The organism is Methanosarcina sp. MSH10X1 (assembly GCF_004099695.1).
In the GTDB taxonomy this organism is placed as follows: Archaea; Halobacteriota; Methanosarcinia; order Methanosarcinales; family Methanosarcinaceae; genus Methanosarcina.
Map to the genome: position 1 here is coordinate 90,028 of NZ_SCHL01000005.1, position 17,349 is coordinate 107,376.

A 17,349-nucleotide genomic window follows, 5' to 3' on the forward strand; every position below is an offset into this window, starting at 1 on the left:
CTGAGAAAATATAATATAATAATAAACAGAGCAATGGTTGATTAAAGTCCTCTTCTCTTCTGAAATTAGCCATATTTTGCGAGTGCAGACCGATTTCTTTCCTTTTTGTGCCATTCTTTCCGGGTATTCTGGCAAGTATTAAATACGAATCCCCTAAAGTTTAGTATAATGAACGCTGCCCTGGACAAAGCCGCTGTATTTATCTGCCATTGCAGTGGGAACATTTCGGAACGTATTGATATTAATTTTATTAAGAAAACCCTTAAGGCAGAAGGGGTCCCGGTCTTCGACTACGAGTATCTTTGTTCGAGAGAGGGACAGACCCTCATCAAAAATAAGATTTCTGAAAGGAACCTCGACCGGATAGTGATAGGCTCGTGTACTCCTTCCAAACACGGCGCTCTATTTAAAAAATGTATTCAGGAAGCAGGTTTGAACCGGGCAATGCTCGAAATTGCAAACCTCAGGGAGCACTGTGCCTGGGTACATCCTGACAGAGCCGGAGCGACTGAAAAAGCTCTCTCACTTCTGCGGGGAAAACTGAGACGCCTGGAAAATCTCGAGCCGCTTGAAGAAATAAAAGTAAATATCGTTCCGCAAGCCCTTGTTATCGGCGGAGGAATTGCAGGGATAACTGCGGCAGTGAACCTTGCAGATAATGGAATTTCCACCTGCCTCGTTGAGAAGGATTCAAGTATTGGCGGGAATATGGCAAAAATAGGCAAGGTTTTTTCTCCTGACAAGCTTGCAGAAGAGTGCGCAATGTGCTCATTAAGCCCGCTAATGAATGAGGTGGCAGCTAACCCTAACATAACCCTTCTAACCTGGACTGAGGTAGAACGCTTAAGCGGAAGTGCGGGCAACTTTACAGTCCGGCTGAGGAAAAAACCGAGATATGTTCGAGATAATTGTACGGGCTGCGGCCGTTGCAGCATGGTCTGCCCTGTTCTGGTTGAAAATGAGTTCAACTGCGGTCATACGGACAAAAAAGCAATTTCTTTGCGATTTTCGCAATCCGTTCCAAAAACCTACTGTATTGATCCTGATCACTGTCTGCAGCTGAATGGCGAAGCCTGCGGGAAATGTGCGGAAGCCTGTAAGTCCGGAGCAATTGATTTTTCGCAGAAGGAAGAGATTATAGAGCTCAATGTCGGTGCAGTTATTGTAGCTACAGGTTTTGAAGAATATGATGCATCCCAGAAACCCCAGTATGGGTACGGAATTTTCAAAAATGTGATTACCCAGATGGAACTTGCCAGGATGCTCGGGATCAATGGCCCTACAAAAGGGGAACTACTAAGGCCTTCGGATTCCAGCCTGGATTCCCGCACCGTCAGCTCAACAGGTACCTGTGGAAACGAGAGTTCATATGAGGATTTTTCTGATAATGACTCCGAAAGGCCTGAAAAGATAGTTATGATTCAGTGCGTGGGTTCAAGGGATGAAAAAGAAGGCGGGAACCGGTACTGCTCCAGATATTGCTGCATGGCAGCCTTAAAACACTCCAACCTGATAAAGAAAAAATATCCGGGTACTGAAATCACGATTTGCTACGTCGATTTGAGGGCTCTTGGCTTCTACGAGAACTACTACCGGGCGGTTCAGGATGCGGGGGTCAAGTTTGTTAGGGGAAGACCTGCCGAAGTTGTGGAGAAGCCAGATAAAAGCCTTGTCGTCAGACTCGAAGATACGCTTACCCAGACGATAAAAGAGCTGCCTGCCGATCTCGTTGTACTTTCTGCTGCCATGATTCCTTCCAGGGGAACCCGGAAAATTGCCAGTATATTGAATATCAGCCAGGACGAAAGCGGCTTTATCAAGGAAAGGCACTCGAAGTTGAAACCTGTAGACAGCTCACTGGATGGGATCTTTGTTTGCGGCACTGCTCAGAGCCCCAAGGATGTTACGGATACTATTTCCCAGGCAGGGCTTGCAGCTGTAAGGGGAAGGGCCTTTATTGCGGACAGCCCGAAAGCCCTTGTAAACGAAATCCCGACTATAAATCCGCTTCTCTGCACCCAGTGCCAGGAATGTCTCAGGTGTCCATTCGAGGCTTTTTCTTTAAGTGAGAGTGGAAAGATCACTGTAGACCCACTTGTCTGTACGGGATGCGGATATTGTACTGAACTCTGCCAAAATGGGGCTATCCAGATTGCAAGCTTTACAAAAAGCCAGCTAAAAGCCGAAATCGAAGGTGTGGTTAAAGAAGGAGATCTGCTGGGCTTTGTAAACAGCGGGGTTGCGTCCTTAACCTGCGACAATATCGGAAATAACGCACTTAGCTATCCCTCAAATGTCAAGTTAATTAAGGTGCCAACAAACCTGGTAGTAGATAAAGACCTGCTGCTTCAAGCCTTCAAATGCGGGGCATCGGCTGTCCTCTTTATAGAAGATCCGCCAGATAGCCCGAGAGCTGAGATTATATATCCTCTAACTGTCAGACATTTCGAGAAGTTGAAAAAAGAAATCGGAGATTCAGGAAGCAAACTCTATTTCAAGAAAGCTTATGTTCCAAACACAAAAGGGCTCGCAGGCACTTTTACCAGCCTTGCCCGGGAAGGAGAGATGATTAAATGATTCCATATGTAAACGAATACGATACCCCGGAATGTAATACCCTTGCAGAAACCGCAAAGAAAAGCATCCGGACACCTGCCTCTCTGGGGCTTGACCGCTGCATCCAGTGCGGAGCCTGCACGGCTTCCTGTCCTGCAGCCCGCTTTACAGATTACAGCCCGCGCCAGATTGTGAAAAAGGTTATGGAAAATGACCGCAGTGTGCTTGAGTCCGAGATGATCTGGTCCTGCTTCTACTGCTATTCCTGCAACGTGCGCTGTCCCAGGAATAACAGCCCTGTAACAATTGTGCAGGTGCTCAGGCAGATGGCTATTAATGAGGGCATCGGGGTTGAAAAGCTTGCTTATTTCCTTGAGATAGGAGAGTATCTTGCAGAAAATGGAGCCAGCAAAGTACCTGGAGCCGGAGTTAAGAATATGGAAAGAGACCTTGGAGAACGCTGGATCAGGTTCAAGAAGAATCTTGAATCAACCCGCGTTGAATTGGGGCTCAGTTCCAGGGATATCAGGAATACCAATGGGGAAGTTCAGGCAATTCTTGAGGCTACTGGCTATTTTGAAAGGGAAAAATGGATCAAAGCAAAAATACAGGAAAAACGTTTGCACCGGCTCCTGAAGAACCAGTGTATCAATAAGGAAAACAAAAGCGGAGATTTCAGCTTTGAAAGCGATAGAGAGTATTCCGGACAGCCAGCTTTTACTATTTAAAAGCTGTATGGTCGGGCAGGAGTATCCAGGGGTGGAAACCTCAACGCGTTATGTATTTGATAGGCTTGGAGTAGATTACTGCATAAACGATAAACAATCCTGCTGCACAGGAATAGGGCACTATACTGATGTTTTTGAAGGACTGACAACAACAGCAATTGCAGCCCGGAACTTCGCAGTCGCAAGAAGCTGCGGCTATCCCAATATAACCTGTCTCTGTTCAACCTGTTATGCCATAAATAAGGAAGCCTGTGAAGTACTTAATACCAATACCGAGATCCGGGAAAAAGTTAACTCCATCTTCCGGGAACAGGGCCTTGAGAATCTTGTTTACGAAAAAGACGATATGAACCCGAGGACAAACTTCTACCATGCAGTAGAGATTCTCCTTAGCAAGGTCAATGAGATCCAGAAGCAGAAGAAGTTCGACTTCTCAGGGGTCAAAGCTGCAGCCCACCATGCCTGCCATTACTATAAAGTTAAGTATCTTGATGTCCTCGGAAACCCTGAAAACCCCCAGTTGATAGATACCATAGCCGCAGCCTGCGGAGCCGAACCCGTGCGCTGGTACGAAGACCGCACTCTTACCTGCGGGATGGGCTTTTCCCAGCTCCATCTTAACAAAGACACCTCGCTTCAGGTAACAAAGACAAAACTCGACAGCCTCCAGAAAGCGGGCGTGGAGCTTATGATTCATATGTGCCCGAACTGCCATATCCAGTATGACCGTTATCAGCCAGTTATCGAAGAAGAGTTTGACGTAAAGTATGATATGGTTCACATGAATATTGCCCAGTTCGTAGCCCTTTCTATGGGGGCTCACCCCTACAAAGTATGCGGTTTCCAGACCCATTCCGTGCCTCTTGAGGAATTTCTGGAAAAGAAAGGAATAGTTTAAAAATTCAGGCTTTGAGTTGAGCCTGTCACATTTTTACTCTTTTTGGGACCTCTTGCAATTTATAAAAAAAATTCCGTTTTTTGAGTACAATTTCTACGGTTCTTGCAGGCTTTGCTCTCTAAGGCTTTCCTTTTTTCAGGATTTTGCCTTAATCCTAAATCACTTCAAATCTCGTGGGGTTCGGTCATCTGCGGTCATACTTTATCTATTACTTTTTTATATTCCTGCTTAATCTTAATATCTGTGTCTACCCACTTAGGGGCCTTACTTGCCTTCGCGCTGTTCACTCTTTATCTTTAGCACCTTAAATATTAAAAACACCAGCTTTATAAAGAAGGTTAACAACTAAAATCTACAGGAAAGATATCAACCAAGAGATAATCGCCTTTTAATCCAGCCTTACTGTTGAACGCTATGTAACTTGTATATAGGTTTAATCCTTACTTAATAAGTTCAACAGCGTATCACTTTCAGTATAAGAGCTCCAACCACTGTAGCAGTAATGCCACTAATGATTGGGTCTTTCCAGAATGATTCCTCATCATTAGTAGGTTGTTCCTCTCTTGTAACAGGCTGCTCTTCGTCTTTAGCAGGTTGCTCTCCACCCGTAACATACTGTTCCTGAACCGTAACATACTGTTCTTGAACCGTAACTTGCTGTTCATCATCCATATCAGGCTCTTCCTGAGCTGTGACATGCTGTTCCTGAGCCGTATCAGGTTGTTCTTGAATTGAAGCAGGTATGGGGTCTACAGGAGTATTTTTTTCAGAATCATATTCGCCTTCATAACTTTTTATATAGGTTGTGCCAGTTCCACCCGGCTTTGCTTTATCCCCATTACTACCGAGGTATATTGCGCCGTACTCTTTAGGGGAGTTAGGATCGTAATAATAAAAACTGATCATACCATTAGACCACACATCACAGTGTCCGGCTGGATACTCTTCTATAAAAGCATCATATGCTGAACTTATGAAGTCTCCAGATTCAGGAGCTTCAAAATTATCGATAAAAGTAGTTACCTCTTCTTCAGTAGGCATATCTTTATTTTCAGTTGCTGCTTCACACGATGTCAGCAAAACGAAGATCAAGAACACATATATTATTTTTATTGGCAGTCCCATTTTAACTCCTATTTTCAATCTGTTGCAGATAATTTGTATAATCTAAATATGGCATCATAACGAAATACAAAAACATACACATACGAGCTATGGCATAATTAATAGAGAAATAATTAAAATTAAAATAAAGGCGTTGTAGATAAATAAGTTGAATATGATTTCCCTAATAATGACATTCACATCTGGCCCTTTTCATAAAATATCATAATTTTCAAAAATGAATTAGCTTCATACATATTTTACAAAATGCTTTTAAATTTTTCCTTTTTAGTTATCTATTTTATAAAACTAGTTAAATAATGGGGGCCGTGAAAGATAAAAGTGAATATCTTCAAGCCAGAAAAGTATTTCTTAATAAGCTGTAATAAGGCTCATTAGAGGTCAAAATTTTATTTTGATTTAGTAAAATCTCACTCAATTTGTTTTAGCAGTTACAAAAAACTTCTAAAGATATCTTTTTAGATAAAATAGGAAATTTGATAATTCATGAAATAATTAATGAAATAATTAATAAGGCTTAATTAAAGTAAAACACGAACTTCTTAAAATAACCTATTGAAATTCCTTTAGAGCCTTCCCAAAAGTCAAAATGGTGTATCGTAAAGCTACGTTAGAACTCTGATTTTGAGTATCTATTCCAGTTTTGAATATGTCATTATAATAATTGGTTATTAAGTTATCACAGCAATTTTTGTCCAGGCTCTAAGTAAAAAAGGTTAAGGAGTAATCTCTAGTGAAAAACTTAAAAACTTTTATGATAATACTTATCCTTACTCTTTTTTGTCTCGCATTAAGTAGCCCTGCAGCTCTGGCGGCAAATATCGTGATTGACAAACAATCCGGATCCGCTGAACCCGGTCTTTTTCATGCACCAAACTATGCAAACGATGCAGCCTGTATTCAGGCGGCACTGGATTACTCAAAAAGTGGAGATACGATAGCTGTCCGCGAAGGGGACTATTATATCACAAAAGGAATAGTCCAAAAGGATAAAAGTCTGAACATAATCGGAGAAGGAAAAGTAACTCTTCACATTCAGACTTCTGATAAAGAAATTAACGAGATCTATTTCGGCGGGTCACTGGTCACAAGCAATACCCTATATGCTGACGCTAAAGAAGGTTCATCTCAGGTGGTTTTAACTGACGCTTCACAGGTTCGACAGAATGATCTGATTAAGATCTGGAAAAATGTTCGATGGTGTCCTTTAGATTATCCTGATAATTATCCTGATCAAATGACAGGTGAGATTTATGCTGTTAAAAGTGTAAATGGAAATGTCATTACTTTAAATGAACCACTTCTTAGAGACTACAAATTGCCCGAAACCGTACAGGTGGAAGTATATAGACCTATCCAGGTGAATATAAAGAATATAAGGCTGGAGGATACGGGTGAGACGATGCCTCATCATGGACTGGTTATGCAATATTGCAAGGACAGTTCGATCACGAATTCCTGGTTCAATAACAGTGGATTTGGTGCTATTTGTCTGTATTCCTGTTTTAACATGGATGTTAATAATAACGAAATTTACAATTCACTTCTTCCCGGAAGCGGATATGGTGTAAATGTAGCCAGCGGTACGGCTCTTATTAATATTGAAAATAATCATATAGAAAATTGCAGGCATGCTATAACAGCCAATTCAGCTGAACTCAAATCTTTAAATCGAGACATTTTTATTGCCGATAACACTCTGATAGGGGCAAAAATCACTGGTTCTAATGTTATTGATGCTCATGCTGATACTATTAATTTCGTAGTAACTGGAAATAAGATATACCCGCAAATAACACCTGATACCCTGTACTATTGTACACTTTATGATTACAGGTACATACAGGAGCTTCCATACTATTTTGCATTCTCAGATGGTACACAACAGTCTGTCTTTTCCGACAATGAAGTTTTTGGCGGATTTGGAGGAATATTCAAACGCGGTGCTGTAAATGATGGAGTACATACTTACGAAAATAACAAGTTTAATGGTATGTTGGGTAATATGTACGAGGGAGGAAATGGAACCGACAGCAAGCTTATAATTAGAAATAATATTCAAAAAAGTGGAATGCATGGAATTATTTTCCCCTTTGAAGGAAGTTTCAGGGATATATTGATAAGTGGAAATACTTTTAGTAATCTTTCCCATCAAGGAGTATATCAGAAGTTTCTGATAAATGGGATTAACTTGGAAATCTCAGATAATACTTTTGAAAATATAAAACAAGATGGGATATATATAGACGGAAATTCTTTCACAAATAATGTTGTGAAAATCCAAAATAATGACTTAATAAATGTGAGTAAATCTAATTCTCCTTCCGGAATCACAATCAAAAACGTTCAAAACCCAGAAATTACTGCAAACAATGCAGAAGGCAGCAGTACCGTAACAGGTACTGCTCATGTAAAACCGCCCGAAGAGTCTATGTCTCAGGAACCCGCAGTTTCAGAAATAGAAGTATCTAACAATCGCTTGCGTGAGGCTTCTCCTGGTTTCGTCTACCCGAGTTCACCCTTTATTGATATTGGTGGAAAGGAGAGTGCTAAGTACAGAGACATAATGTGGTTTGATCTGAGCAAATATACCAGTAACTCTCAAATTGGTAAAGCGATCCTTTCTCTCTACTGGTATTACCCTGCAGGAAATGCAAGATCTGAGGACACTGTAGTTGAAATTTACAGGCCTGCTTCTGCATGGAACTCAAATTATGTAAGCTGGAATGAAAGGGATAAAGATGTTGCATGGAATAACCAAGGAGGAGACTGGTACGATAAAAACGGTGTCTTGCAAGGTAGCACCCCGTATGCCACTCTAACTTTTAAAGGCAATGTTATCCCTGACAACAGATACTATGAACTGGATGTAACTGATCTTGTAAAAGAATATACAAGTGGAAAGTATGAAAATACTGGCTTTTTGATAAAAGCCCGCACAGAAAGCAACGATTATATTGCGTTCTACAGTAGTGACTGCGGAAACGAAAGTCAAGTGCCAAAAATTCAACTAGATACTACTTTTGTTCAAAGCGAGGGAATTGTGAGTAATGGCTTAAAAGTAGATAATCTACTGCAGGCTTTTTTATCTTTAATACGGCATATTATCCAGATTTGAAAAAGAATATTTATTTACTGATCTCTGATAGAGATTTATTGATAAATGTATGACAATGAACAGGCAGATAATTTTTGATGAATAAAGGAATCCAAAACAAAATATCAATGATCTGATACTTAATGAAATATATCTCTCTGTTTTGCTTTATTATTTCCTGAATTAATTAATGGTCCGTTACGCATGCTGAGACTTATGCTTATGTTACCATATTGATTCTAAGGGACGCTAATGGACAATTTTATGGTGCATGAAGATTTGTTATTGATCACAGGAAGCAATTAATTCACTTAATGCTTTCATTAATCAGGTAAATGCTTATATCAAGAGTAGGGTACTCTCGCAAGCAAGGAGCAGGCATTGACCGGTTAAGCAAACTTGTAATTAATGCTTTAAAAACAAGTTAAGTAAGCAAAATTACTGGCAATGCTCATATAACATGCCTGGCAACCGTTGAAAAGTGGGAAGTTATTTAACTCCTCTTATCTCAAAGAGATCAAAAGGATATTATACTCATTATAGTGAGTTCAGGAATCTGAATTTTTCCTCATACCACATTGTTATTTGATCATCAGACAGGAGACTTACTTTTGGGAACAATTAGCGAAAAAATCTTCTCCCGGGCAGCGGGAACAGAGGCAAGGGCGAATGATTTCGTTCTGGCAGATATCGATTATGCGATGGCGCACGACGGCACCTCTATACTTACAGTTAATGCTTTTAAAGAAATGGAAATGAAAAAGGTCTGGGACCCCTCAAGGATAATAATTCCCTTCGACCATATTGCGCCTGCAAACAGTGAGACATCGGCAACCCTGCAAAAAGAAATCAGGGAATGGGTAAAAGAGCAGGGCATTCCGAACTTTTATGAGATGGGGGAAGGAATCTGCCATCAGGTGCTTCCTGAAAACGGATTCGCCCTGCCTGGAAAACTGGTTGTGGGAGCTGATTCGCATTCCTGCACCTATGGGGCTTTCGGGGCTTTTGCGACAGGTGTGGGAGCCACGGACATGGCTGAGATTTTCGCCACAGGCAAGCTCTGGTTTAAGGTGCCTGAGAGTTTCAGGTTCATAGTTGAAGGCAGGCTCGAAGAAAAGGTTTATGCGAAAGACCTGACCCTTTACCTTATCGGGAAGACCGGAATTGATGGCGCCACGTATAAGGCTGTAGAGTTCTACGGACCGGCTATTTCCGAACTGTCGGTTTCAGGCAGAATGACGCTCTGCAACATGGCAATCGAAATGGGAGCAAAAACCGGAATTGTTCCGCCTGACAAGCAAACCTTCGATTTCCTGAATAATCGGGCGGCTGCTCCCTATGAACCGGTTTATGCCGATCAGGACGCAGCCTATTCAAAAGAATTGACTTATTCTGCTGGTGATATCGAGCCTCAGGTAGCCTGCCCTCATCAGGTGGACAATGTAAAACCTGTGGGAGAGGTCGAAGGTATCCATGTAGACCAGGTTTTTATAGGGACATGTACGAATGGGAGACTTGAAGATCTTGGGGTCGCGGCAGCAATCCTTAAAGGGAAAAAAGTTGCGGTCAGGACTATTGTAATTCCTGCATCCCGCACGACTCTCCTTGCGGCAATTGAAAACGGGACAATGGAAACTCTGCTCAAAGCAGGCGTCACGCTTGCGACCCCTGGCTGCGGGCCCTGTCTTGGCGCTCACCAGGGAGTGCTCGGGGAAGGAGAGGTCTGTATTTCAACCGCAAACCGAAATTTCAAAGGCAGGATGGGAAAAGGTGGTTTTATCTACCTTGCCTCCCCTGCGACCGCAGCAGCCTCGGCACTTTCAGGTGAGATTACAGATCCGAGAACAGTTTGAATCCGGGAAGCAAGACCAGGAATTTATCCTTCTTCTATTTCCTATTTTTTATTTCCCTGTTTTTTATTCCCTGTTTTTTATTTCCTATTTCTTATTCCCTGTTTTTATTCCCTGTTTTTATTCCCTGTTTTTATTCCCTGTTTTTATTACCTGTTTTTATTTCCCATTTTTTATTACCTGTTTTTATTTCCCATTTTTTATCTATCTTGTATTTTTTCAGTCCGGCATTATTAAAATTTTAATTATATCCAGCGGGCATTTATACCATGAATCGCATATATTTTAACAGGAGGGACAACTATTACTGAAGAACTCAGTCACGAAAACCTTTCGAATTTGATTGAACACTGGATCGAGCATAACGAAAGCCATATACAGAGCTTCAGAGAATGGGCTCAGAAAGCCAAAAAAGATGGTTTTCTCGATGCTTCTAATGATATCTTTGAAGCTGCCGATAAAATTGAGGAAGCCAATAAGCACCTCAACAAGGCAAAAGAAGGGCTTTTCCATCTACGTTGAAAGATGTAAAAGCTGAAACTTGAGAACTGATCTTAATATCTCTGTGACTGTGACGGGCTTCTCCCGCCACTATTTTTTGTTTTTCTTTTTTGTCTGCGGACAAACTTCCAGGTTTATGCTCAGGCAAGGTATTCTTTCGTCTTTTTATTTGAGTGCTGCCTGTTTCTTTTAAGGCTTCAAGGGAAGAAAACCAGTTTAACTCGTTGAAGCTTGTTTCAAGTTCATAACAGTGTCTATCCTGGCAGGTATAGTGCTTGATACAGGTGTAATTACACCAGTCTCAGGCTTTACCTCAAGCCTGAATTTACTATTAACTGCTTCTGTGCTCTGTAGTGTCGAATTGGCCGGTGCGGATATGTTGATCTCTACTCTCTCATATGGATCCAGCAATTCATCCCCATCATTCTCTCCTATAAAATTCCTGGTCCAGTTTGTACTTGCGACATAAGTAGCATTGTCCAGATAAGAGATGATCATCATTCCCCGGCTGCTATCAGCTCCCACGTTTACTGGCCGCTGATCTTTCGTGAGTTGAAGCGTGAGGATAATATTGTTTACTTTATTGTCACCCGCTTTTGCTATCACGCTTCCCACAAGTTCAATGGAAGGACCTTCCGGTTCCACATCCCTGTTAGTTGTTGTAACTGTATTGAATGTAGAATGTTCTGCCCCAATAATCACATAAGAGAATACTACTGCAATCACTAAAAAAGCAGTCATCACGATTGCAGATTCAAGTGCAGTGAAGGCTATTTCACCGTTTTTTAAAATACTGGAAATTCTTTTCATTCCATATTTCTCCTCTTTTTATTCCGAATGGACTTATTAAAAAATTTGAAAATTATGTCCCATGATTCTTCTATCTTCTCTCTGGACAGAAATCGGCTGTAAGAGATGACGCGCAGAGGCTAATTTGCGTGGTTATCAGGCTTTTTATTAGTTGCTCACTCTACGTAGCCTTCATCAGTCGCCCTACACACTAATAATTTTAAAAGAGAAATATCCCCTCTTAATTTATTAACTTTTCCTGTTAAGTCCTTAATTTTATATTGATATTTTAAAAACTTAAAACTGCTCCAAAAGCAAATAAGAACCGGGAAATTTAAAAATGATATCCTTAAATTTGGGAAAAATAAATGGATCTTTACAGGATATGTCCTGTAATAAAGCCTCACCCTGAAACAAATCTCTAATTGCGATAACGATTCCTTATTTTAATATTTTCTGAGTAAAGGTGGAATTTCACCAGTACGCAATAAAAATTAAAAGAGTGAGTTTAATAAAATTTCTCAATCTCGTGCTTTGCTTCCTCAAGAGAAAATTTCTGCCTTACAAGCGGTTTCTCCTGAATTGCCGGCACTCTCTCCTCAAAGATATCCCTTTCGTACTTATAGAATATCCCGTTAGGGATTTTATCCCCCCATTCCAGGGACTTTTCGAATGCCTTTATACGGTCGGAAGAGTCGTAGTCATCCCCGAGTTTATAAACTCTATCCCGATACCATTTGAATGTATTTATCTTGTTAAAGGTAACACATGGTTGAAGAATATCAAGCAGGGCAAAACCCCTGTGTGTTATGGCAGCTTTCATAAGCTCCTTAAGATGTTCCTGGTCGCCTGCGAAACCTCTGGCTACGAAACTGCAGTTCAGGGAAATAGCCATGGCAAGGGCATTCATTGATTCCTGAAGAACGCCGTAAGGTTGAATTGTTGTATAGGTTCCCTCGGCTGTAGTGGGAGATGCCTGTCCCTTTGTCAGTCCGTAAACCTGGTTATTATGCACGAACAGGGAAATATTAGGATTCCTTCGGATTGCATGAAGAAAATGATTTCCTCCTTCCCCGTAACAGTCACCATCGCCTGCAACTGCGATTACGTGAAGGGAATGGTTGGCAAGCTTTGCAGCCGTAGCTACAGGAAGAGTTCTTCCATGCAGTCCATTGAAAGTATGGCATTTGATATAATGGGGTAGTTTTCCAGCCTGCCCTATCCCCGAAACCATAAGGACTTCCCAGGGCTCAATACCGAGTTCGACAAGTGCCTGTTTGATGGTCGAAAGAATCTGGAAATTCCCGCATCCTGGGCACCAGGCCGGAGTCTGGCCCTTATAATCTTCAGATGTAGGCATGTAATTCCTCCTTCAGGTTTTCGATTGTAAATGGTCTTCCATCGTATTTGCTGATCTGGTGGGAAAATTTAAACCCCGTTTCCGCCCTTATGAGTTTTGCAAACTGTCCGGTGGCGTTGTTTTCGATGCAAATAGTAAGGTCTGCGTCCTCAAGAAGCTTAATATAATCGAATCTGTCCCTCTCGGAAAGGGGATAGATCTGGCTGAAGTGCAGCATTGCAACCTTCTTATCCTTTGAAGCGGCATCAACCACTTCTTTAATCACACCATAGGTAGATCCATGCCCTACAAGCACTATTTTCGGAGAGGGATCCCCATATAAAAACGGAGCCTCGATTTCTTTCTTTATAAGTGGCAGTTTGCTCAGCAGCCTTTTCTGGACCATTTTTACGCGGGTCTCGGAATCTTCTACAATATGCCCTTCCTCATCATGTTCATCACTATCGGCTACTACAAGATGTTTTCCGGCTTCTCCGGGGACAGCAAGTAGGGAGATTCCTGTACTGGAATACTTGTAGCGTTTATATTCCTCAATGCCTTTAAGATCCTCTTCCCTTATCCTGTAATCATTATAAAGCAGGTTCTCTAAATCGAAATTCTCAAAGGTCCATTCGGTTTCTGCTAGATACTGGTCTGACAGGATGAACACAGGGATCTGGTACTTTTCCGCAAGTTCGAAAGCCCTGTTAGTCAGGTAAAAAGCCTGCTTTGGAGTCCCTGGCTCGAAAATAACTCTTGGAAATTCCCCGTGACCTGCATGAAGAATAAAAAGCAGATCGCCTTGCTCGGTACGTGTGGGAAAGCCAGTTGCCGGGCCCGGACGCTGCATTTCCGCAATCACAAGAGGAGTTTCGGTCATTCCCGCAAGGGAAAGACCCTCTTGCATCAGGGCGAATCCTCCACCCGACGTTCCGGTCATAGCCCTTACGCCTGCAAAAGAGGCTCCTATGGCCATATTAATTGCTGCAATTTCGTCTTCAGCCTGCTCAACAACGAGATCATATTCTTTTGCTCTGGAAGCAAGATACTCCATAATTCCTGTTGAAGGCGACATAGGGTATGCCGAATAAAACTTACATCCGGACATAATTGCTCCCATCGAGATGGCGTGAAGCCCGGTTATAAGCATAAGTTTTTCGTTATCAGGCTCACGGATTCCGAAAGCTTCGCATCTGGGGCAATTCTTAAGAGCGTATTTATATCCCGCTTCTGCGCAGGCTATATTATTCTGGACTACTTCTTCCCCTTTTCTACCGAAAGTCTCTCTCAGGATTTGTTTAAGGGCCTCCAGTCCCAGATCAAGCAGCCCAAGTGCCGCTCCGGTTGCTACGGTATTTGCCATAACACTATTCTTTCCTACATCCATTGCTATCTTTCGGAAAGGAATATCTATGAATTCCGGCTCTTCAAACTTCTTTTTAGCAACTTCGGAATCATAGAGAATAAATCCTCCGTCTTTCACATCCTTCCTGTGGATCTCTACAGTGTTAAGGTCAAGAGCCAGAAGAATATCGGCCATCTCTCTTGAGGCTGATATTTTCTGGTCAGAAAGCCGGATCTGGTAAAAGTTGTGCCCCCCTCGTATCCTGGACATGTAGTCCTGGTGCGTAAATACATGATATCCTATCCGGGAAAAAACTTTTGCAAGAGCTCCTCCTACTGTTTGCAGCCCCTGCCCGGCCTCTCCTCCTATTCGAAGCGTGTAGTCCAGAAACCTAACCCCCAATATTTTTCTTACTTTCTATCTTCAAATCTTTGGCTTGCTAAGCTTAACCTCACTTTCTCAGTGAGTGTTAATTGTCGGATCTTATTTGCGCCAGCCTTAACTGTGCCGACTTAATTGTATAAGTATTTTGTACGAACATTTATAAATGGATGGAATACTCTAAAACTTGAGCTTGCAGCTGCTTTAAACGATAACAGCAAAATAGAAATTTTATTGGCCAATCTTCCTTATCCTGTAGCCACTGACCCTGTTATCCTTACCTTCCTTTGAGTTCCCCGAGGAAATATTATTATTAAACTTTAAATAATCTTGCTTCCTCCCCTTGCCAGAATAATTTTACCACTTCAACAAACCGGAAATCTGGATTTCAAAATAAATATAGAATCTTTGCAAGAAGAATACAACCAACGAGGGCAATGCTGAGTATCAGTATATCTGCCTGCAGCACGGTATACACTATTAAAAAGCAAAGCAATGAAGTAATCGCACAGGCCAGGAGATCTACAGGATTGCTCATGCCGTCTCTAAGTTAAGTTTACAAATACGCATAATAAGGGTTTCTAATTTATTTGAAAATTATATAAAAAGCTGGCAATATATCTCCCATTCTGCCTGAACTTAAATAATGTTGAACTCTGTAAAAGGAAAACACGAATTTTCCATAAAAGATACGAAACGCAGTTCTCTGGCAGAATAGGATATAAGTCTCCGGATAAAAAATGAAAATATAAGCTTCCGGCAAAAGGATAAGCCGAGATTCAGTTCCTCAGGCGATTCCTGCACACTCAAGAAGGTTACAGACTCTCTTGCCTGAAGTGAAACCTATCAGGTGAAATCCAGCTTTTACTAACAAACCCTCAGGTCGTACCTCCCCTCGAAGATCTCCACAAGCCCTCTTTGAAAGGGCTTGTTTAGTGCCGCTTGACCACGCCGCTACGTTGTTTTCGATAAAGCATGCATTTTTGATCAAACTTTTTTTGAAAAAGTTTGCGATAAAACCTTTTGAGAACAGGTTTTCGCTCAAGCACAACCGTTGCGCCGGTTGATCACGCCGTTACGTGGGGATTTTCGCTCAAGCCTTTTTGTAAAAGGCTTGTGATCAAACTTTTTTTGAAAAAGTTTGCGTTGCGCCGGTTGATCACGCCGTTACGTGGGGATTTTCGCTCAAGCCTTTTTGTAAAAGGCTTGTGATCAAACTTTTTTTGAAAAAGTTTGCGTTGCGCCGGTTGATCACGCCGTTACGTGGGGATTTTCGCTCAAGCCTTTTTGTAAAAGGCTTGTGATCAAACTTTTTTTGAAAAAGTTTGCAATAAAACCTTTTCTCAAAAGGTTTTCGCTCAAGCCTTTTTTGAAAAGGCTTGCGTTAGAACTTTCCACGGCCTAGCTGGGCATGGGCACGTGCCAGATGTCCTGCAGCCTGGGCGCCTATAAGGGAAACTTCTCCTGCAAGTACGGCAGAAGCTACAATTTCTGCAAATTTCCTGGAGTTTATTCCGGGAATATCACCTGCGCCTGTAACGCCAAGAAGATTCAGGCAATCCCTCTGGGTCCCAAGGCCAGTGCCTCCACCGACGGTTCCCACAGGCAGGGCAGGCAGAGTAACAGAACAGTGTATCTCCTCATATTTTGTAAGTTCCATACTCGTAATTGCAGTGCTTCCTTCAACAACATGAGCCGCATCCTGCCCGCAGGCGAGGTACATAGCAGCAATAACGTTTGCAGCGTGTGCATTGAAGCCGAGTGCTCCTGCTCTTGCTGAACCAAGCAGGTTTTTGCTATAGTTTACCTCAAACATTGACTCAGGCGTACATTTCAGGGTTTCCTTGACAATCTCTTTTGGAATAGTAACTTCGGCTACAACCGTTTTTCCTCTTCCGAGAATTGTGCTTATCGAAGCCGGTTTCTTATCAGTACACATATTTCCTGAAAGGGTAACGGGATGTGCGCCGAATTCATCTTCTATCAGGTGCGTGACTGCTTCAGTAGCAATGGTCACCATATTCATACCCATGGCATCTTTTGTATCATATGAAAACCTGAGATATACATACGTCCCGGTTACGAAGGGCTTTACGGAAATTAATTTTCCGAACCGTGTCGTTTTTTCGGCAACGGCTTTCATTTGTTCGAAGATTTCAGGACATTTTACCCATTCATAAAATTTCTTGGCTCTTTCAAGGCTATCAAGTTTAAAAACAGGCGCTCTGGTCATCTCATCTTCAAAAATCCTGACGTTTGCTCCTCCCGATTTCGTGATAACGGAACAGCCGCGATTTATACTGGCAACAAGGGCTCCTTCCGTTGTAGCAAGCGGGATATAGTAATCAGAGTTTGCATACTCACCGTTTACCTTCAGAAGCCCGGCAACCCCGAGGGGGATCTGAACTGCGCCTATCATGTTTTCAATGTTTTTTTTCGATACGGCTTCCACATCAAAGGAAAAATTCTGGATATGATCAAACTCGAGTTTTGCAAACTCCTGTATAGCAAGCCTTCTAATTTTTACTGAAGTTAGCGGGTCTGCGAACTCCTCAATCTTGCGAAGAGCCACATCTCCATCCAGAACCTTTTGTAAAAGAATTTTCTCTTCCTCACTTAATTCGTAATCCTGTAAAAACATGAAATCACCTGCTTAAATTATTATTTTATTTCCGTATCTTTAAATTGATTGACAGAAGGGCTGAAATATTCAATATTAATTCATTACTTTAAAGTTGTA

Annotated in this window: 12 protein-coding genes; 6 read left to right on the plus strand and 6 right to left on the minus strand. The window is 41.8% G+C overall.

Going from position 1 to position 17,349, the window contains the following annotated elements; all coding sequences use genetic code 11:
* Positions 1-168: 168 nt before the first annotated feature.
* Genes hdrA through hdrB form a run of 3 tightly spaced genes read left to right on the plus strand, consistent with a single transcriptional unit; the run spans position 169 to position 4,182 of the window.
* Positions 169-2,577, plus strand: a complete 2,409-nt coding sequence (gene hdrA, locus EQO05_RS06015) for a ferredoxin:CoB-CoM heterodisulfide reductase subunit HdrA (protein ID WP_128504709.1) — start codon at positions 169-171, stop codon at positions 2,575-2,577.
* Positions 2,574-3,284 carry a ferredoxin:CoB-CoM heterodisulfide reductase subunit HdrC gene (gene hdrC / locus EQO05_RS06020; protein ID WP_128504711.1) on the plus strand — a complete coding sequence of 237 codons (711 nt, stop codon included), beginning with the start codon at positions 2,574-2,576 and terminating at the stop codon, positions 3,282-3,284. Before hdrA ends, hdrC begins: the two co-directional genes overlap by 4 nt.
* Positions 3,238-4,182 (plus strand): ferredoxin:CoB-CoM heterodisulfide reductase subunit HdrB, encoded by a 945-nt coding sequence (hdrB, locus tag EQO05_RS06025; RefSeq protein WP_128504712.1) that lies wholly within the window; start codon positions 3,238-3,240, stop codon positions 4,180-4,182. Before hdrC ends, hdrB begins: the two co-directional genes overlap by 47 nt.
* A 453-nt stretch (positions 4,183-4,635) precedes the next feature.
* Here the strand turns inward: hdrB and EQO05_RS06030 are convergent, their stop codons facing one another.
* Positions 4,636-5,307 carry a hypothetical protein gene (locus EQO05_RS06030; protein ID WP_128504714.1) on the minus strand — a complete coding sequence of 224 codons (672 nt, stop codon included), beginning with the start codon at positions 5,305-5,307 and terminating at the stop codon, positions 4,636-4,638.
* A 754-nt stretch (positions 5,308-6,061) separates the two neighbouring features.
* On the opposite strand from EQO05_RS06030, the gene EQO05_RS06035 reads away from it, so the two are divergent.
* The 3 genes from EQO05_RS06035 to EQO05_RS06045 all read left to right on the plus strand — a co-directional run bounded on the left by EQO05_RS06035 (position 6,062) and on the right by EQO05_RS06045 (position 10,776).
* Complete coding sequence (locus EQO05_RS06035) at positions 6,062-8,425, plus strand: disaggregatase related repeat-containing protein (RefSeq protein WP_128504944.1); 2,364 nt, start codon at positions 6,062-6,064, stop codon at positions 8,423-8,425.
* Between the two features lie 557 nt (positions 8,426-8,982).
* Positions 8,983-10,257 (plus strand): homoaconitase large subunit, encoded by a 1,275-nt coding sequence (gene hacA, locus EQO05_RS06040; protein ID WP_240664383.1) that lies wholly within the window; start codon positions 8,983-8,985, stop codon positions 10,255-10,257.
* Positions 10,258-10,593: 336 nt separating this feature from the next.
* The gene (locus EQO05_RS06045; RefSeq protein ID WP_128504718.1) at positions 10,594-10,776 is read left to right on the plus strand and encodes a hypothetical protein; all 183 of its coding nucleotides are present in this window, start codon (positions 10,594-10,596) and stop codon (positions 10,774-10,776) included.
* Between the two features lie 195 nt (positions 10,777-10,971).
* Here EQO05_RS06045 and EQO05_RS06050 read toward each other — a convergent pair whose 3' ends face one another.
* The 5 genes from EQO05_RS06050 to hmgA all read right to left on the minus strand — a co-directional run bounded on the left by EQO05_RS06050 (position 10,972) and on the right by hmgA (position 17,250).
* Complete coding sequence (locus tag EQO05_RS06050) at positions 10,972-11,565, minus strand: flagellin (RefSeq protein ID WP_128504720.1); 594 nt, start codon at positions 11,563-11,565, stop codon at positions 10,972-10,974.
* Positions 11,566-12,052: 487 nt separating this feature from the next.
* The gene (locus tag EQO05_RS06055) at positions 12,053-12,904 is read right to left on the minus strand and encodes a 2-oxoacid:ferredoxin oxidoreductase subunit beta (RefSeq protein ID WP_128504722.1); all 852 of its coding nucleotides are present in this window, start codon (positions 12,902-12,904) and stop codon (positions 12,053-12,055) included.
* Positions 12,891-14,630, minus strand: coding sequence for a 2-oxoacid:acceptor oxidoreductase subunit alpha (locus EQO05_RS06060; protein ID WP_128504724.1), 1,740 nt, complete (start codon positions 14,628-14,630; stop codon positions 12,891-12,893). Before EQO05_RS06060 ends, EQO05_RS06055 begins: the two co-directional genes overlap by 14 nt.
* Positions 14,631-15,396: 766 nt before the next feature.
* Positions 15,397-15,654: a hypothetical protein gene (locus EQO05_RS06065; protein WP_128504726.1), complete on the minus strand. Its 258-nt coding sequence runs from the start codon at positions 15,652-15,654 to the stop codon at positions 15,397-15,399.
* 339 nt (positions 15,655-15,993) lie between these two features.
* Positions 15,994-17,250 carry a hydroxymethylglutaryl-CoA reductase (NADPH) gene (gene hmgA / locus EQO05_RS06070; protein WP_128504728.1) on the minus strand — a complete coding sequence of 419 codons (1,257 nt, stop codon included), beginning with the start codon at positions 17,248-17,250 and terminating at the stop codon, positions 15,994-15,996.
* Positions 17,251-17,349: the final 99 nt, after the last annotated feature.